This is a genomic window from Pedobacter terrae, from assembly GCF_036946585.1.
GTDB lineage: Bacteria > Bacteroidota > Bacteroidia > Sphingobacteriales > Sphingobacteriaceae > Pedobacter > Pedobacter terrae_C.
On record NZ_JAQIIV010000013.1, the window covers coordinates 81,121 to 99,954 of the forward strand.

Sequence of the window (18,834 nt, forward strand, 5' to 3'; positions counted from 1 at the left end):
TAGAAAATAATTAAAAAAACATGAGAAAATGTTATATTATAATGTATGATTTACGTGCTCCTGGAAGAAATTATAACGAATTGTATGAGGCAATTAGGGCTTATGGGACATGGGCAAAGATTACGGAATCATCTTGGGCCATATTATCAGAACATAGTGCAAGTTTGGTAAGAGATAATTTATTGCAGCACATTGATGCTAACGATAGAATTTTTGTTATAAAATCTGGTCAATATGCGGCATGGAGAAATGTGATCGGTACTAGCGATTGGTTTCAGAAACATTTAAATAAAGTTTGAGATGAGAAATCTTTACCCTGGACACTATTCTCCTAAAAATGAAGATTTTAAGAGTATGTGGGAAAATGGAATATTTATATTTGATACAAATGTTCTCTTGGATTTATATCGCTATTCAGATGGTACTGTAAGTCAGTTGATGGCGCTGATTGAGCAACTTGGTGAAAGAATTTGGATACCTTATCAAGTAACAAAAGAGTATCATAAAAATTTGAATATAGTAATATCAGAACAGGTACGGAAATATGAAAGCACAATTAAAGCACTTACTGACTTCAAATATCAAATAGATGAAAAAAGAAGTCATCCCTTTCTTAGTGAAGAACTTACTAATGAAATAGCTGAATTTTGTGAAAAATTTGATAGGGAGTTAGTCGAAAAACAAGGTGAAGTAAAAAAATTAATTCTTCAAAATCCTACAAAAGAAAAGATTGCTGACCTTATTGGAGGGAAAGTTGGTACTTCTTTTACAAATGAAGAGCTAGAGGCGATATATAAAGAGGGTGAAGCTAGGTATAAAAATAAAGTGCCGCCAGGTTTCAGCGACTTGCAAAAGCCTATTCCGGATAGATATGGAGACCTAGTATTTTGGAAAGAGATTCTCAAAAAAAATGCTTCGCAGGATAATCCAATAATACTTGTAACCAGTGATAGAAAAATTGACTGGTATTTGAAAGAATTGGGTTTAACTATTGGTCCTAGGCCTGAACTCATTGAGGAATTTAAAGCTAGTAAGCCGAACTTATTTTATATGTACCCAACAGATCAATTCCTTAAATATTCTAAAGAATATCTTGAATTTGAAATAACTGAAGAAACAATACAAGAGGTGGGAGAATTTGTGCAAGGCAATTCAGAAAAAATTATTACAGAACTTAGTCAATCTGATTCTACAGTAGAAAAGGAGTCGACGGAATTTAATACATTTGATTCTTGTGAAGATGATTTATCCTTAACGGCAGATAAATTAGAATCGACGGATGCCATAGAAGAAAATGAGTCTATTTAATAAAATTCCTTTCTTTCACTTGAAAAAATTAAAAGCCCAATCATCGCTGATCGGGCTTTATTTTTATGATTAAGTATTCTATTTATTTCTTCATTATATCCACTTTATTTCGCTTGTTATTTTTCTAATGATTTAGAAAAATCCAGTAAATCTGACACTGATATCTTCAGATGATCAGCGATCAATTTAAGGCTGCTGATAGAAACGTTAGTTTCAGCTCTTTCAATACGACCTATTTGTCTGGTATCAATTCCGGTTAATTCTGCCAGCTTCTCCTGTGTAATTTCTCGAAGGTCACGGATTTCTACGATGCGTTTTCCAATTTTGATTAGGTATTCTTGATCCCGATATTGTTTTCCCACAATGCAAAGTCCAAATATTATTGAAAAAATATTAGGACTTATTTGTCCTTTTATTGCGGTTTTATTATATTTGATTAATTAATAAAGAGTTATAAATAAGAGTTTTGCAGCTCCAAATCTCAGGCCGTTGATGCAAAACAGTAGATTTATAGCCCATTCTTGTATAGTTTATGCTATTTTAGCATTTCTAAATGAGAGTGGGTTTCTGCTGTAATTCCATATCAACGTAAGGCCTGAGAAACTTTAAGGAGCTATGGTAGGTAGAAGCCCACTTTTATATTTTACCCCAACAAGACTCGTAAAACCATACGAGTATGATGACTAAACCATTTACAATTGCAGGGAAACCGATTTCGCGGTTTTATCAACTGCCTTTAGAAAAGGGGAGCAGGGTGTTAAGGTTAGCGGTTCTGGATGGGATAGCTAGCGATCCGATAGTAATCGGATTGCACAGCACATTTAGTGTAGGTAAAAAGCCTGAGCCCTTGGCCATACAATCGCTTTCTTTTGATCAGGGTTTGTTAACCGTTACTGTTAAATTGGGAGGGGAACAAGCAAAGGTTTACATCGCGGTAGAATACGATTGCCTGCTGGTGAGCTGTAGTATTGATACTGATGAAACCTACCTTGGGCGTTATGCTTACCTTACTTTGCGCGCCATGATGCGGGGCGGTTACTGCGATTTTCAACCATATTACTGGCCGGCATGTTTTGCTTTGGGCAACAAGCGATCGAGCTATGTAGATGTGGCTAAAAAACCTGGCGGTATTGCCATTACCTTGAAGAAAAAGTTTAGCGGTTTGTTTAGGACTGGTGATGATTTACCAGATGTTACGGAACGTACGGTAGTACCACGTGAAAGGCTTTCGGGTAAACAGGATATGGCACGCCTGGCACCGGTTAGCATTGGTTATTGTTTCGCCAATACCGATCTGCAGCATTTCCACACCAACCATTATCCTTTTTTAATTCCTTATGTTTTTGCGGCCACGGCTTACCTTAAAACGATTAAATCTTTTAAACGTTTCGTGTTTAATCTGCATGATGTGGATGGCATCAGCCTCTCGCCACAACAGGAGGAGCTGAACCGCATTTGCTTCGCCATGAAAGAGATCGCCGCCATACGCTTTAGTGCCAATGGTAACCTGACCGATACCACCGCCGAAGTTAATGCGATTAATGATGCCAACCAACTCGCCCTTTTTAAGTTATGGCACAAGGCTTTACCGCTATTGATGCAACAACGTTTTACCCATTACTTTTATACTTATGGCCTGCGTAATGTTACGGGCAAACCTGTAATGCGCGATATGAAACTGGTCGAGTTCGCCATGGAGGTACCTGTTTTAAGTTTCGTGTTAAAGGATGAGGGCGATTATTATGAACTGCAGCTTGAAATTAAAGTGAAAGGGAAAAGTCTGCATCTGAATACGGATCAGCCTGGTCTGTTTTTGGTTTGCGATACCGCTAAACCGTATTTATGGTATTTGTTTGAGGCGGAAATGGATTATAAACTGGTATGGTTTTTTAGCCGGGTAAATTTTAGGGTGCAGGTGCTTAAAGGGTATTATAGGGAGTTTTTTGAGGAGTTTGTAGAGGGGGTGGGGAAGTGGTATGAAGTGAAGAGGGGGTAAAGGGGGTGTTTGTTTGCTGTATCACTAATACGGTCGTCATTGCGAGGCACGAAGCAATCTTAATGCGCTCGCTATTCTTCCCCTAGCTCGGGCTTACCTCGGCTCACCGCCGCCGAGGGGCTTTTACCTTTTTCTTGATAAAAAGGTAACCAAAAATCAAGGCTTGCATCGTTTTTTATGTGATCATGTTGTTTTTATTGGTGTAAAAGATTGCTACGCAATTCCTTGTAAAAAGCTACGGAAATCTTTATTGCGGCAGCATCAAGGCTCTTACCCTAGCTTTATTCCACCGCTCCCGCTTTGATCCTGCCTTGGGTTGTGGGGTAATGAGGGGGAACTGCAAAGATTTCCGTGCTTTTTCCGGCGGAAATCTGCGAGGCCAGATAGCAGGGTGCAGATAGCGTGGAGCATAAACATTATGCGTGGATCGATTCCTTTGGAACTATGAGGGGAACTCCCCTCCTGATTTAGGAGGGGTGGGGGTGGTTATGAAGAGAATTCTCTTTTAGTCCTTTCCCTTTCAGGGGAAAGGTGCCGATAGGCGGATAGGGGTTTAAGGCGCTCGCTATTCTTCCCCTAGCTCGGGCTTGCCTCGGCTCACCGCCGCCGAGGGACTCTTACCTTTTTCTTGATAAAAAGGTAACCAAAAATCAAGGCTTGGATCTGATGTCGGATAAATTCGTCAAAGCTTTGAGGTCGTCAGCACAAGCCCCGATGAAGGATCGGGGAGGGCGTGCTGCCTCTGGGCAGTGATAAGTTGAAAGGAGGTGCAAAAGCTTTAACGTTTTCTCCTTCCATCATATCCTAGGCCGGTAGTAGGGTGCGGATAGCATGATGGCTGGTGATAGTTTCTAATATGGTTGTCGTTCTTCAATCAATAAATCCGTCATTCCCGCGCATGCGGGAATCTTAAAGCGGTTGCTATGCTTTGCCCTAGGCACTGTCTTGCCTCGGTTAGCCACCGAGGGGCTCTTACCTTTTTCTTGATAAAAAGGTAACCAAAAATCAAGGCTTGCATCGTTTTTTATGTGATCATGTTGTTTTTATTGGTATAAAAGATTGCTACGCAATTCCTTGTAAAAAGCTACGGAAATCTTTATGGCGGCAGCATCAAGGCTCTTACCCTAGCTTTATTCCACCGCTCCCGCTTTGATCCTGCCTTGGGTTGTGGGGTAATGAGGGGGAACTGCAAAGATTTCCGTGCTTTTTCTGGCGGAAATCTGCGAGGCCAGATAGCAGGGTGCAGATAGCGTGGTGCATAAATAGCATTTATGTATTGATTCTATAAAACTACGAGGGGAACTCCCCTCCTGATTTAGGAGGGGTGGGGGTGGTTATGAAGAGAATTCTCTTTTAGTCCTTTCCCTTTCAGGGGAAAGGTGCCGATAGGCGGATAGGGGTTTAAGGCGCTCGATATTCTTCCCCTAGCTCGGGCTTGCCTCGGTTAGCCACCGAAGGGCTCTTACCTTTTTCTTGATAAAAAGGTAACCAAAAATCAAGGCTTGCATCCTTCCTTGTAAAAAGCTACGGAAATCTTTATTGCGGCAGTATCAAGGCTCTTACCCTAGCTTTATTCCACCGCTCCCGCTTTGATCCTGCCTTGGGTTGTGGGGTAATGAGGGGGAACTGCAAAGATTTCCGTGCTTTTTCCGGCGGAAATCTGCGAGGCCGGTAGCAGGGTGCAGATCGCATGGTGTATTAGGATAGTTTCTAATAGGGCGTTGTTTCACCGATAAATCCGTCATCTCGACCGCAGTGGAGAGATCTTTGAACTTTTCATAAACAGAGCCCGTCATTGCCGCGCATGCGGGAATCTTAAAGCGGTTGCTATGCTTTGCCCTAGGCACTGTCTTGCCCCGGTTAGCCACGGAAGGGCTCTTTCTTTTCTCTTGATAGAAAAGAAACAAACCTGAGCGAAGCGAAAGCATGCCTACCATTGAAAACAACAACAAACAAGGCATAACTGAAAGGCTTGCATCGTTTTTTATGTGATCATGTTGTTTTTATTGGTATAAAAGATTGCTACGCAATTCCTTTTAAAAAGCTACGGAAATCTTTGTTGCGGCAGCATCGAGGCTCTTAGCCCTTGCTTTGTTCCACCGCGCTCGCCTTGACCCTGCCTTGGCCTGTGGGGTTATGAGGAGGGGTGCAAATATTTCCGTGCTTTTTCCGGCGGAAATCTGCGAGGCCGGTAGCAGGGTGCAGATAGCGTGGGGTAGACAGCGTGGTGCATAAATAGCATTTATGTATTGATTCTATAAAACTACGAGGGGAACTCCCCTCCTAATTTAGGAGGGGCAGGGGGTGGTTATGGAGAGTATTATAAAGATCCTTTGCTTCGCTACTATTGAAAGCTCCCTAAAAAAGTCGTCATCGCGAGAAGGAGCGACGAAGCCTGCCGGCAACAGCTACTATTAGGACACAAATAAAAAATATCTTTGCAGAATGGATCGCATAGGACATAAACCAGATTTTGATGGGCTTTTGGGAGATAAACGATTAGAGCGCCGAGCAGAGCTGATATCTTCATCCCTACTTCAAAGCAGGAGCTCCAGCATTCATTCAGCTACAAAAAATGAAGCAGAACAGAGAGGTTTTTATCGTTTTCTGGGCAATGAGGCTGTTAATGAGTCCGTTTTGATTAAAGAGATGATACAGCGGTGTGTTAAAAACACAATGGGTAAAGATGTATTGGTAATTCAGGATACCAGTTCCTTCGGGCTAAGCAAAAATGCCAATAACATTAAACCTGGAAGTGGACTTGGTTTGGTTGGAAATAAAACAGGTTTAGGATTTCTTTCCCATGTGAGTTTGGTACTTGATGCCGGTAGTGAAGACATATTGGGCTATTGCGACCTCCAGTTATGGCACAGAACCAGGGACAAGTCGAATAATACCACCAAGGTTTACAAAACAGAAGCGATTGAAGAAAAGGAATCTTATAAATGGATTAAAGCGGGCAAGAAAACCAAAGATGTTTTATCACAGGCAGCCCATGTTACCATTATCCAGGATAGAGAGGGCGATATCTATGAGCAGTTCTGTTTAGTTCCAGATTCCCGTACCAGTTTGATCATCCGGAGCAGGGATAACCGAAGACTGGCTGATGGTTCCAAATTACATTCGGTATTGAGGAACGCCCCAGTTCTGGGCGGATACCTACTAACCTTACCGGCCGACCTGCGCAAAGATAAAACCAAAAGAGTCGTGGAAATGGAGGTAAGGTGTCAAAAGGTAAGTATCAAAAAACCAAGGAACGGAGTTGGCAAAGAGATAGCTGAAGAAAAAGAACTATATGCTATAGAAGCAAGGGAAAAGAATAATGACACCAAAGATGGCGTGTGCTGGAGGCTGCTCACAGACCAGCCCACCTTAAGCTTAGAGGAAGCCCTGAAGATAGTTTATCGGTATACACAGCGATGGTATATCGAGCAACTGTTCCGCATACTAAAAAAACAAGGTTTTCAGATAGAAGAGAGCCAGTTGGAAACAGGATGGGCAATTAGAAAACTATTTTTGATGGTATTAAATGCAGCACTGAGGGTGATGCAGCTTTATCTGGCCTATGGCAAAGAGGACTGTCAAGAGCTCAAGGAAGTGTTTGATCAACAGGAAATTGATTGTCTGGAAGCTATTGAGAAAAATCATCTGCCAAAAACACCGAAAACGATTAATCCATACCGAAAAGACAAACTCTCCTGGGCAAGTTGGATTATCGCAAGACTTGGGGGATGGAAAGGAAATGTTAAATCCCAACCAGCAGGACCCATTATAATAAAAGAGGATTGGATAAATTTGAAGATATCTATCAAGGCTGGAAACTTGCGGCATTTAAAACTTAAGATGTGTCCTAATAGTAGCGGCAACAGGCTGGCAATCTATCATGCTAATGATCCTTGTTATAAAGATTGCCTCGTCGGCTGAAAAAGCCTTCTCGCAATGACGATCCCTCGGATGACACAACAAAAAAGCCGCAGATTTTTTTATCTACGGCTTTAACTTAAAGTCAATCTTAAAATTGTTTCAAATCTGTTATGCATTAAAATTCCCGCATGCGCGAGATCCGACAGTAATCGGATGACGACTTTTTCTTTTAAAATTACGGCTTCTTACCAATGTTCAGCCTGATGTTTACTTCAAAATCGCCATCGGTATAACCGCTGATGGCTGAAGTGGCGGTATTGTAATATGCCATAAAATATAAGGTCGATTTGTAATTCATGCCAAAACCAACCGTAGCATTTTGCGTATTGTGGTACATGGCCATTACATACAGTTTATCATTAGCAAAATTGGCATTTAAACCGGCATCCCATAAATTTTTATAATTTTTGATGCCCCTAAACACCCCTTTAGGCTCCAGACTGATGCCGTTTATACCCGAACCCAGCGTGAACTTATAGCCCACAGCTGAATAAAAGGTAGGTTTATTGGCATAGTTTAAATCATCGTTCCTAAAAACCGAACGCATGTTGGGTACGGCACCTTCAACTGTTAATCCTTTTGAGGTATAAGAAATCCCGAAATCGCCATCCAGGTAATAACCCCTATCATTAAAACGGGCAATGGATGGATCGTTAATATCACTGTTCCTTACACTGCTCATATCCAGTTTATCCTGACTGGCGCCAAAAGAGATACCGAAGTTTAGTTTCTGATCGTCGCTATTTAACGGCAGGTGATAGGCAAAAGTTCCAACGGCTTTGGTGCGCTGGATGCCACCTGATTTTTCGTTGTAAATGTTTACACCCCAACCCACTTTGTTTACCTGCTGATCTAAAGTGACGCTTTGGGTAATGGGTGCGCCTGGAATGTTTGACCATTGCTTGCGGAAACTGCCATTGATGTTAAACCCTTCGTTAAGACCGGCCATGGATGGGTTAACCAGGTAACGGTTTTGGAAATATTGTGCATTGAGTGGAAGGAGCTGTGCCTTTACGCTGCAAGCAAATAATGTACTGGCTGCAAATAGAAACGTTACCCGACGCATTTGCTTTATGTTTTTGGTAATTGCTTTCATGTCTGTAATTAGTCTCTAATGATGTTGATATAACCTTTAAATGTACCAATGCCCTTACCGAGATCGATAATGTAATAGTACGTGCCTTCGTTTAAAGGACTGCCGTTTATGGTTCCATCCCAATCGTTGGCGTAAGCTTGTTTGGTATATAAAATCCGCCCGGCTTTATCAAATATTTTTAAGGTATTGTTTGGATAATAATCGATGTTTTTGACGATAAATTTATCGTTATATCCATCACCATTTGGGGTAATTACGGTACTGGCTTCGAGCTTATAATCTTCGGTTACGGTAATCGAAATGGTCTGCTCGCTTACACAACCACTGGCGTTGGTTACGGTTACTTTATAAGTGCCGCTTTGTTTTGGCCTGATGGTTGCCGATGCGGTGTTTTGCCCATTGATGATTTCAGTGCCTGTCCAGCTGTACTGTCCACCGCCTGTGGCAGTTAACATAAGGACATCGCCTTTAGAAATGTTTAGCCCTTTGTTGCTGCTGATGGAAACTACCGGTAAAGCATTTACGGTTATAGTTGCCGTTCCGGTTTGTGGCTGGCCGCAATTTACATCTTTTACATTGACTAGATTATAAGCAAAAGTGCCCGCTACGTTACCCGGTGCAGAAACCGTTACTGAGGCGCTTGCTGCGGTAGTACTTACGGTTTGGTTAGCGCCACCGTTAATGTTGTAGGTAAAGGTATAAGGTGCCGTTCCGTTTGCGCCGGTAAAGGTGATGGTTTGCGGCCCTCCGTTTACACAAACTGCAGCTGTGCCTGTAACGGTAGCCGTAGCTGTTGAAATTACTGTTAGCTTGAAGGTTTTGGTAATTTTATCTACTCCTCCAAAATCTGTTCCGCCGTTATCCATCACAGTAACCGTAATGTTGGCCACCCCGCTCACATTGTTTTTTAAGTGGTAAGTAATGGTGCCTTTATCGGTACCGTTTGCCGCTATGGTTAATACATCAAACAGGTTGGCATTATCTGAAGTAACTGCAAGCGTGGTGTTCTGTGCCGTTTCTGGTCCTGCAGAAATTCCACTTAAGGCAATTGTTTGGTTCGCTGGACTGTAACAAACGGACTGGTTTTGCACTGCATTGATTGTTGGGGCGCCATTGCCAAATAAATACCTCGTCCTGATCGGGTAATGATCAGTTGTGGTTGAGCTATAATTGGCTACCAGGTTTTTAACGTCATCCAAAACCTCGGCCGAGGCCGGAATGTAATTGAGGTTAAGGCTCTTCGTAATGATTACGTTATCGATTACAGTATTAAATCCAGCTGTAGATTGCTTTCCGGCTAAACTTAAAGGCAAGGTAACCGGGAAATAATTGGCTGCATCCTGTGTAAAATCAGCATAGGATGTGCCGGTACCTGCAGGCATTGTCGCAATGGTTTTATCGGCATCCAATACGTCGTTAAAATCGCCCAGGATGATGATCTTTTTACCCGCCAGGTTTTGGTCTAGCCAATCTTTTAACTGTTTGTTCCCCGCTTTTCGGCGGTTGTACGAATCAATCTGATCGGCTGTGGTGCCCGTGTTGGCCTTGGCATGAATCTCCACGAAATAAACCGTATCCAGCTTATTGTTGATTTTTACCTGGGCCTGCATCATATAAGGGAAACGGCCTGACGACCAGTTTTTGTAAGCACTACCATCGGCACTGGTTGACGGTACAGCAGGATTATAGGTGTCTCTTAAAATGTCCAGAGTAGATATGGGCTTAATCTGGTCGGTACGGTACATAAAAGCCAGTTTTTGTGCCAATGGATAATCGGCATCGGCTTTATTATCGGCGTAAGATCCAAATTCGCTGAACACCACATCATATCCTGCCGGTAAAACCGTATTTCTGAACAAAGTGGTATCTACTACCTCTGCAAAGCCATAAATATCTGCATTGATATTGTTTACAATGGTTTTAACATTGGCGGCCTGCAAGGCATCGTTTGACGGATTTTGAGCCGGGCTACCAAACCATTCAATGTTCCAGTTAACCACTTCTAAAGTGTTGGCAATATCGAAAGTATTCCCGCTAAAGGCAACGGTTTTGTTTGCCGAGCCAGCAGTTGCAATGGTTACATTACCGGTATAACTGGTGTTTACTGCAGTTGGCGAAAATTTAGCATAAACCGTTGGTGAGGTATTGTTGATATCGGCTTTAGGATAAGTAATGCTGCTGCTGTAGTTTCCGTTACTGGTTTTAGACAGCGTAAAGTTGGCTGGAGCAGTTAAAGTTACATCGCCCGTGAGGTTACCTGCAGAAAAGCCAAAGCTGTTGGCTGCTGAAGTGGTATTGGCCGCCTGGAAGCCGAAACTGATGCTTGAAGGCGAAGTCGTAATATCAACCGCTGGCGGTGTGTTCGAATTGGTTACGGCAAAATCATCTACCGTCCAGCGGCTGGCTGATGAAGTGGTAGAATTATACACAATGGCAACATAAACTGGTGTAGCCTTATAAGCTGATAAATCGATATTATCTGATTTGGTCCATTTATCGGAACCTGTTTCAGGAAATTTACCATCCAAACTGGTCCATGTGGCGAGTGCCGGATTACCTGAACCCGTATAATTGGTCGAGATTTTGAGCTGCAATTTATCTCCTGCGAAAGCAGATCTGGTCCAGAATGATAAAATAGCGTAATTGAATGACGAAATATTTAAGGCTGGCGAAATTAACCAATCTTCATTTAAAATATTGCCGCTCGAATAGCCATTAATCTGAATGGCATTTCCTGCGCTTGCCACTCCTGTTGGGTCGCTGGCATCGTGCCCGAAGGTAGTGGTACAGCCCCAGGTTTGCGGACCGGCTACGCTGTATTGGTAAAAGCCATCAGACAAGGCCGAGCTGCCTACTGTTGTACAGTTTTCAAAATTGAATGCGGTTTGGTTAGGATCTACCGCCGGACCTGTTAATGAAAGCGACACCGAAGTTGCGCCTGCACTGCTGTGTAAAACGGCGCCTGCTGCATTACCTACTGTTGTTGGACTAAATTTAACATACACCGTTTGGTTGGTGGCTAAATCGGCCACGCTGTAACTTAAGGTGGTAGAAAAAGTAGCGTTATCTTTAGAAATAGAATAAGGCGCAGCGGTGGTTAACGTAGTGGCATTGGTTAAATTACCGGCAGAGAGTACATAACTTTTTGAAGCTGATGTAGTGTTGATGGCCTGGTTACTGAAAGCCAAAGTTTTTGGCGCAACTGCCAGGTATGGACCTGAAGTGGAAACAGGTTCAGTTACTGTACTGTTCTGAGGATTTGGTGTCCTTACTATAAAATCTGCCGTGTTGTTATCGCTATCGTATCCATTACCTGCAAATTCTTCGGTACCTCCAATACCCATGGTAGTGGCATCTGATGTAGCACTTGCTTTTCTTTCTATAGATGAAGTATTGGTTGGGGCTGGTGCCGGAGCAGTACCTTCAAAACCGTTGGCTGTAGCACCAAAACCTACCAAATCGATCACTGCTGATCCGGTTGGTAAAATACCGGTTTGCGCGGTTGTACTATTGCTTAGTAATACTTTACCGGCGGTTCCACTCATATTGATGGTGCCGATTTTATCGGGCGTTGGCAGGCTGGTGGTACCTCCTGAACCAGCGGCTTGCTGGATGAGGTAAAAGCCTTTTGCTGCAATGCTTCCCGATAGGGCAGTGATTTGCCACGAGGCTCCGGTGGCGCTGGCATATTGTACACTCCAGCCGGTTAAATCAACCGCGCTTAATGTTGGATTGTACAATTCAATAAAGTCGTTTTTATAAGTTGCGCCACTGTTACCCCCACCGCCATACACTTCAGAAATAACCAGGTGGTTGGCACCGGTTGGCTCTTTAATGGTACTGTTTTGAGGGTTAGGAGCAGTTACTACAAAATCGGTACTGTTGTTATCGGTATCGTAGCCGTTACCATTAAACTCTTCTGCACCGCCAACCGCTAACGTAGCCGCAGTTGATGTGGCGCTTGCCTTACGTTCAATAGCGGTGGTATTGGAAATTGCCGGTGTAGGTGCAGTTTCGAAACCCGTAGCCGTTGGGCCGAAACCCACCTTATCTACCACTGCTGCGGTTGATGGATTGGCACCGGTAAGAAGCGTATTTGAATTGCTTAAAATAACTTTTCCGGTTGTACCAGATAAGGTTAATGTCCCGATGGCATCTGGCGTAGGTAAATTAACTGTTCCACCAGCTCCAACAGCTTCCTGAACCAGATAAAAACTTTTTGCAGGTATACTGCCCGTTAAATCTGTTTTGGCCCAGGTACCTGTGCCAGTAGCGTTTAAATACTGCACGCTCCAGCCGATTAAATCAACCGCGGTATTACCAGGGTTATATAATTCGATAAAGTCGTTTTTATAAGTGGCACCGGTATTTCCGCCACCACCATACACTTCAGAAATAACAACATGTGTGGTTGCTGCAGGCGGTGTTGTACCTACACCTGCTGTAGCAATGTTCTGTGTGCTTGCGCCATTACTTGAGATACTGATGTTGCCTGATGCCGGGCCTGTAGTTGTAGGGCTGAAGCGAACGGAAACCGTTTTGCTTGCAGCTAACTCTGCCACTGTATAAACTAAAGAGGTGCTATAGGTAACATTATCTTTCGAGAGATAAAAAGGTGCTGTAGTAGTTACATTAACCACATCCGTTAAGCCTGTTGCACTCAGATTAAAACTTTGTGCGGCTGAATTTGACCCAGTATTTTGAGCACCAAAATCAAAAGCGGTTTGGTTTACCGTTAAAATGGTTGATCGTCCATTTCCACTTACGGAAACATTAACCGGAGTGGCACCATTGCTGCTGTTGATAATTGTACCCGTGGCATTGCCTGCAACTGTTGGACTAAAACGCACATACACCAAGGGTGAGGTGGCCACTTCGCCTGTTGTATAACTGATCGAATTACTGAATGTAGTATTGTCTTTTGAAACAAAGAAAGGCGCTGTAGCATTTACAGAAACACCACCAGTTAAATTGGCCGCGCCTAAAGTGTAACTTTGCGCTGCAGAATTTGAATTGATGTTTTGATCGCCAAAAACCAATGCGGTATTTGACGCTGATAAAACCGGTGTAGTGGAAGCGCTGCCTTTTGGCGTAATGCTAAAATCATCGATCGAGTAAATGCCATCACTACCTAAATCATCGGTATCTGTCCAGCGGATATAAAGTGTAGCCCCATTTGTCCAGGTAATGGCAGTGATGCTTCCTGAAATAGCCGTTTGGTTGGCTGGCAGGTTTCCATCAACACCAGCTGCTGTGGTTGTGCTGGTTAATTTTTCATTAAGGTCCATGCCGGAAAGTGGTAGCCAGGTGGCCGATGCGTCGGCAATACTGGAGGCATTAAAGCTATATTCGAAGTTTAGTTTTTCGTTTACGGTGGCATTTGAACCTGTTCTCCACTGTTCCATAACGCCTGCTAAATCGATTGAAGTTACTGTTGCACCCGTATTGTTCTGGAAGCTGGCACCAAACCTGGGTACTAAAGCACCAGAGGCTAAACTTCCTAACGAGCGGTCGGCCGCGCCAGATGTGCCCGCATTATAAGCAGCGCCACTGTTTGATGAAGTGCTGTAGACCGTTAATGATAGGGCTGAACCAACGGCTGCGGTATTTGTACCGCTGGCTTTAACAGCACTCCATCCGGTAATTGTGGATGTTCCTGTAGCCGTCATGCTGTCGAAATTTTCTGATTTAGCTGTATTTAGTACCGTTAGTGAAACCTGGGCAGATAAATAATGCACGAAAACCAAAAGAAATAAAATGAGAAGTAAAGGTCTTTTCATATAGTAAGTTTTGTTGCAACAAATGTATATGCAATTGCCTTATTATCAGATTAATTTAATGTTAATTCGGACGAATGTGGAAAAATAAATGTAATACCGGGTAATTTTATGGTTTTGCAGACGTTGGCAGTTTTTTTGTCAGGTTTGTAGATTCTTCAGGAGAATCATTGGAAGAAAGGTCGTCATTGCGAGGAGGAACGACGAAGCAATCTTTTATGCCGGTAATCGCTTCCATAAAGATTGCTTCGTCGTTCCTCCTCGCAATGACGAAAATCAGAAGGTTGTTGTTTAATTCTCCTATTATTTTTTATCGTTTTATGAAATAAGTTAAACCGTCATGACTTTGGTTGGTGGCATGCTATTGATATTTTCCACTGATTTAAACAGATAAACGAGGATCTTATCATACAAAAGTTTGCCTCTGATAGTTACAGACTTTGTTAATAAGCCTGATTGCAACGAAAAGCCCGGAGCGAGGCACGAGTGAGGACTTGAAGTGTAAAGCAGGGCAGGAGGCCGCCATATGGGGAATGGCCGTTCACTTCCAAAAAAAGCAGATCAAATTACCTTTTTTTATTATACCGTAAAGCTTTTATAGATACCCCTCAATATTTCCTTTCCCCTCACGGATGACTTCAAATTCGCCAGTGGTACAATCAATTACGGTGGAGGCTTCATTATCACCATAGCCACCATCGATAACCAGGTCTACCAGGTTTTCATATTTCTCATGGATCAATTCCGGATCGGTAGAATATTCGATTACTTCGTCATCATCTTTTATTGAGGTAGAGAGGATCGGGTTGCCCAGTTCTTTTACAATGCAACGGGCAATATTGTTATCGGGCACCCTTATACCCACCGTTTTTTTATTGGAGCTTAACAGTTTAGGTACGTTATTGTTGGCATTGAAGATAAAGGTAAAGGGACCTGGCAATGCTTTCTTTAATACCCTGAAAGTGGTATTATCAATGGGTTTAATATAATCTGAAATGTGTTTTAAATCGTGGCAGATAAAGGAAAAATTTGCTTTTTCGGGTTTTATGCCTCGAATTCTGCAGATTTTCTCAATAGCCTTTGGATTGGTAATATCGCAGCCCAAACCATATATCGTATCTGTTGGATAGATAATCAGTCCACCTTTTTTAAGTACTTCAACAACCTGTTCTATTGCCCTTTGATTTGGGTTTTCTGGATAAATTTTAATAAGCATAGCGTAAAAATAACAATTTAGTGGTGTCAGTTGTTTAATAATCTTAATCTTTGTATAAACAAAACATCTGCTAATCTGATTATGAGAAAAGCTTTCGTCGCGATTGCCGCATTTTTAATTGCCCTAACCATTATGTTGGGCCTTTATCATCCCTTTTTATGGTGGACTTTTATTTTTACGGGCCCTTTTGTACTGCTCGGTATTTATGATTTATACCAGCCTAAGCACAGCATTGTGAGGAACTACCCCGTATTTGGTCGTTTAAGGTATTTTATGGAAGAGTTAAGGCCTAAAGTATATCAATATTTTGTGGAAAGTGATACCAACGGTACGCCTTACAACAGGTTAAACCGTTCGCTGATTTACCAGCGGGCCAAAACCGATAACGATACGATCCCATTTGGAACTCAGTTAAATGTGTACGAGAATGGTTATGAGTGGCTAAGCCATAGCATTGCCGCCATTTCGCACCATGAATTGAATCTGGATCCGCGTGTTACCGTGGGCGGACCTGACTGTAAAAAACCTTACTCTGCCAGTATTTATAATATTTCGGCCATGAGTTTTGGTTCCTTAAGTCAAAATGCCATTCTTGCTTTAAATGGTGGTGCCAAGCTGGGTAACTTTGCACACAACACAGGCGAAGGTGGAATCAGCGATTATCACTGTCAGCCTGGCGGCGATTTAATCTGGCAGATTGGTACGGGTTATTTCGGTTGCCGGAATGACGATGGTACCTTTAACTATGACGCTTATGCGGAACGCGCGCAAGCCGATCAGGTTAAAATGATTGAAATTAAACTTTCACAAGGTGCTAAACCTGGACATGGCGGGATGTTGCCAGCTAAAAAGGTGACGCCTGAAGTGGCGAGGATCCGTTTAGTGCCTGAAGGTAGGGATGTATTGTCGCCACCGGCACACTCCGCCTTTAATACACCTATCGGTTTATTGGAGTTTGTTAAAAAACTCCGCGATTTATCGGGTGGTAAACCGGTAGGGTTTAAATTGTGTATTGGTCGTAAAAGTGAATTTTATGCCATTTGTAAAGCCATGATCGAAACAGGGATTTACCCTGATTTTATAACCGTTGATGGTGGCGAAGGTGGAACAGGTGCTGCACCACAGGAGTTTTCAAATTCGGTGGGGATGCCATTACGCGAAGGGGTGGCTTTTGTGTATGATATATTGAATGGTTTTGATCTCAAAAAACACATTAAAATTATTGCTTCGGGTAAAGTAGCAACAGGTTTCGACCTCGTTAAAAATATTGCTCTAGGTGCTGATATGTGTAATGCGGCTCGTGGAATGATGTTTGCGCTGGGCTGCATCCAGGCTTTAGAGTGTAACAGCAATACTTGCCCAACAGGGGTGGCTACCCAGGATCCGAGTTTAATGAAGGGGCTGGTGGTAGAAGATAAAACCGTTCGTGTTAAAAACTTTCATAACCTTACCGTTGCCAGTGCGGTAGAGTTGTTAGGCGCTGCAGGTTTGAGGGAAACGCATCAGTTAACCCGGGCGTATATCAACAGGCGTGTGAGCCCGAGTGTAATGCAGAGTTATTTGGAGACTTTCCCGTATATCCCGGCAGGTAGTTTGTTAAAAACACCATATCCAACACGTTACGAATTAGGGATGGCACTAAGCACTTCAAAGAGTTTTGCACCAACTGATTATAAAGTTTCTGCCGTAGATTATTCGCATGCCAATCCTTACGGAGATACTGTACACGAAGAGGGCCGTTAGGGATTTGCAAAGTTTCATAGGGGGATAGGCGCAGGCAACTTCGCAAATCTGGTGTTTGGCTAGTTTTTTTGAAAAGCAGGGGCAGTAGTACTTAGGATTGTTCAGTTCCTGCTTTTTGCTACAAATCCTCATCCGATAACTATCGGATCAGGTTTAGGTGGGCAAGATAGGAGAGAAATCAATGTTTGAATCACCAAACGTTTCTACGGAACGAAAACGCCAATTTTACAATTGGCAACCCATCAATCGTCCCGATGGGGCGATGTCTGATTTCGAATTATTTTTAATCTTCATCTGGCGATTATTTTAAACATAAATATTGTCAGCCTGAGGGATAATTTATGGTATAAAAATCAATATAAATGACGTAACTGATTTCTTATTCCATACAGCTCGGTCTTGCCTCGGCTCGCCGCCGCCGAAGGGCTCTTACTTTTTGGCATCAAAAAGTAACAAAAAATGCCGGCTGAAAATTTTTCTTTTAAAGCAAGTAATAGGGCTTGGTCAGTGGAGTCCGAAAAATTTGTTAGGCCGGACTTAAATAGAACGGAGATACAGTGCTAAGGCCTTGTTGGATGGAAATGCATATTTTACAAGATTCTAAATATCAAACAATTAAGCAATAACGTCAATGGTAGCGTAGTCGAAGACCCTTATTCGTCTCTATCCAAATAGTAAGATTACTAAGCCACATAATTGTTGTTTAAGATTATTTACCGTTGTGTTTGGGTACCTGCCAGAAAAAATATAATATCTTGTTTTCGAGTTATCAAATAAAATGAAAATTGAACATTTAAAACCCTTTGACGGACAGCATTGCGAAACCACTGCAACAGGAACTTTGTTGCTGCAATTGGGAATTGAACTTTCCGAGCCCATGCTTTTTGGTTTGGGTGAAGGCCTCGGTTTTATCTATTGGAGCATGAAAACAATGGATTTTCCGTTTATAGGCGGAAGAATAAAAACAGATTTGTTAACACAAAACATTGCAAAAAATTTAAATCTCGAATTAACAATTGAGGAAACTTCGTCAAAACAAAAGGCGTGGGAGGGCGTAAAGCAGCTTCTTGACAGCGGGCAAGCTGTAGGGCTGAAATTAGATTGCTATCATTTGGAATACTTTTCAGACCCTTTTCATTTTGCAGGCCACTATGCTGCGATTTACGGTTATGACCATGAAAATGCTTTTTTAGTAGATACAAGGCAGCAAGGAGGCCAGGTAAAAACCTCCCTAAAAAGTTTGACATTGGCGAGAGCTGAAAAAGGCCCGATGGCGTCAAAAAACCTGTATTATACCCTCAAACAAACAAGCAAAAAGAATCCCCTAAAAGAGGTGATACCAACGGCAATCAGAAATAATGCAATCGAATATCTGAATCCCCCCATTACGAATATTGCTTACAAAGGAATTTTGAAAACAAGTGCTGAAATTGTTAAATGGTTTAATGCCAGTAAAAATATTGGACAAGAATTTAAACTATCTGCAATGATGATGGAAAAAGCAGGAACAGGTGGAGCATTGTTCCGGAATCTGTATCGTGATTTTTTGAAAGAAAGTTACGGATTGTTAAAGCTCGATAAGCTTAAAGCAGGGTATGAATCCTTTGCCGAAATTGCAGCGCTTTGGACAACAGTATCACAGTTATTCGAAACGGTTAGCGAAACAAAAGATGTTAAGTACATTGAACAAGCATCCGGCATTTTGAAAACTATTTCAGACAAAGAAAAAAGGACAATGGAATTATTGTCGACCATATCACTGAGCCGCTAATCA

Annotated in this window: 10 protein-coding genes; 6 read left to right on the forward strand and 4 right to left on the reverse strand. The window is 42.4% G+C overall.

Translation table 11 applies throughout. The features are described 5' to 3' along the window. Positions 1-41 precede the first annotated feature (41 nt). Positions 42-299, forward strand: coding sequence for a CRISPR-associated protein Cas2 (locus PGN18_RS16255; RefSeq protein ID WP_335320656.1), 258 nt, complete (start codon positions 42-44; stop codon positions 297-299). Between the two features lies 1 nt (position 300). Further along, a complete protein-coding gene (locus tag PGN18_RS16260) occupies positions 301-1,308 on the forward strand; it encodes a PIN domain-containing protein (RefSeq protein WP_335320657.1) in 1,008 nt (335 codons plus the stop codon). Positions 1,309-1,424: 116 nt separating this feature from the next. On the opposite strand, the gene PGN18_RS16265 is transcribed toward PGN18_RS16260, so the two are convergent. After that, a complete protein-coding gene (locus PGN18_RS16265; protein WP_335320658.1) occupies positions 1,425-1,670 on the reverse strand; it encodes a helix-turn-helix domain-containing protein in 246 nt (81 codons plus the stop codon). 314 nt (positions 1,671-1,984) lie between these two features. Between PGN18_RS16265 and PGN18_RS16270 the strand changes: the two genes are divergently transcribed. Both PGN18_RS16270 and PGN18_RS16275 read left to right on the forward strand, forming a co-directional pair. Then, entirely contained in the window at positions 1,985-3,304 is a 1,320-nt protein-coding gene (locus tag PGN18_RS16270; protein WP_335320659.1) for a hypothetical protein, read from the forward strand. Positions 3,305-5,749: 2,445 nt separating this feature from the next. Beyond that, positions 5,750-7,228 carry an IS4 family transposase gene (locus tag PGN18_RS16275; RefSeq protein ID WP_335320660.1) on the forward strand — a complete coding sequence of 493 codons (1,479 nt, stop codon included), beginning with the start codon at positions 5,750-5,752 and terminating at the stop codon, positions 7,226-7,228. A gap of 175 nt (positions 7,229-7,403) precedes the next feature. On the opposite strand, the gene PGN18_RS16280 is transcribed toward PGN18_RS16275, so the two are convergent. The 3 genes from PGN18_RS16280 to PGN18_RS16290 all read right to left on the reverse strand — a co-directional run bounded on the left by PGN18_RS16280 (position 7,404) and on the right by PGN18_RS16290 (position 15,317). Beyond that, positions 7,404-8,324, reverse strand: coding sequence for a PorP/SprF family type IX secretion system membrane protein (locus PGN18_RS16280; protein WP_335320662.1), 921 nt, complete (start codon positions 8,322-8,324; stop codon positions 7,404-7,406). Between the two features lie 8 nt (positions 8,325-8,332). Further along, positions 8,333-14,104: a lamin tail domain-containing protein gene (locus PGN18_RS16285; RefSeq protein WP_335320663.1), complete on the reverse strand. Its 5,772-nt coding sequence runs from the start codon at positions 14,102-14,104 to the stop codon at positions 8,333-8,335. Between the two features lie 592 nt (positions 14,105-14,696). Beyond that, a complete protein-coding gene (locus PGN18_RS16290) occupies positions 14,697-15,317 on the reverse strand; it encodes an L-threonylcarbamoyladenylate synthase (RefSeq protein ID WP_335320665.1) in 621 nt (206 codons plus the stop codon). Positions 15,318-15,398: 81 nt separating this feature from the next. Between PGN18_RS16290 and PGN18_RS16295 the strand changes: the two genes are divergently transcribed. After that, a complete protein-coding gene (locus tag PGN18_RS16295; RefSeq protein ID WP_335320666.1) occupies positions 15,399-17,060 on the forward strand; it encodes an FMN-binding glutamate synthase family protein in 1,662 nt (553 codons plus the stop codon). A 778-nt stretch (positions 17,061-17,838) separates the two neighbouring features. Next, positions 17,839-18,831 (forward strand): BtrH N-terminal domain-containing protein, encoded by a 993-nt coding sequence (locus PGN18_RS16300; protein WP_335320667.1) that lies wholly within the window; start codon positions 17,839-17,841, stop codon positions 18,829-18,831. Positions 18,832-18,834: the final 3 nt, after the last annotated feature.

Excerpts from the sequence above, each read along its gene's own strand:
- PGN18_RS16255 (WP_335320656.1), top strand. The coding sequence starts at position 42 with ATGTATGATTTACGTGCTCCTGGAAGAAATTATAACGAATTGTATGAG.
- PGN18_RS16260 (WP_335320657.1), top strand. The coding sequence starts at position 301 with ATGAGAAATCTTTACCCTGGACACTATTCTCCTAAAAATGAAGATTTT.
- PGN18_RS16270 (WP_335320659.1), top strand. The coding sequence starts at position 1,985 with ATGATGACTAAACCATTTACAATTGCAGGGAAACCGATTTCGCGGTTT.
- PGN18_RS16275 (WP_335320660.1), top strand. The coding sequence starts at position 5,750 with ATGGATCGCATAGGACATAAACCAGATTTTGATGGGCTTTTGGGAGAT.
- PGN18_RS16280 (WP_335320662.1), bottom strand. The coding sequence starts at position 8,324 with ATGAAAGCAATTACCAAAAACATAAAGCAAATGCGTCGGGTAACGTTT.
- PGN18_RS16285 (WP_335320663.1), bottom strand. The coding sequence starts at position 14,104 with ATGAAAAGACCTTTACTTCTCATTTTATTTCTTTTGGTTTTCGTGCAT.
- PGN18_RS16290 (WP_335320665.1), bottom strand. The coding sequence starts at position 15,317 with ATGCTTATTAAAATTTATCCAGAAAACCCAAATCAAAGGGCAATAGAA.
- PGN18_RS16295 (WP_335320666.1), top strand. The coding sequence starts at position 15,399 with ATGAGAAAAGCTTTCGTCGCGATTGCCGCATTTTTAATTGCCCTAACC.
- PGN18_RS16300 (WP_335320667.1), top strand. The coding sequence starts at position 17,839 with ATGAAAATTGAACATTTAAAACCCTTTGACGGACAGCATTGCGAAACC.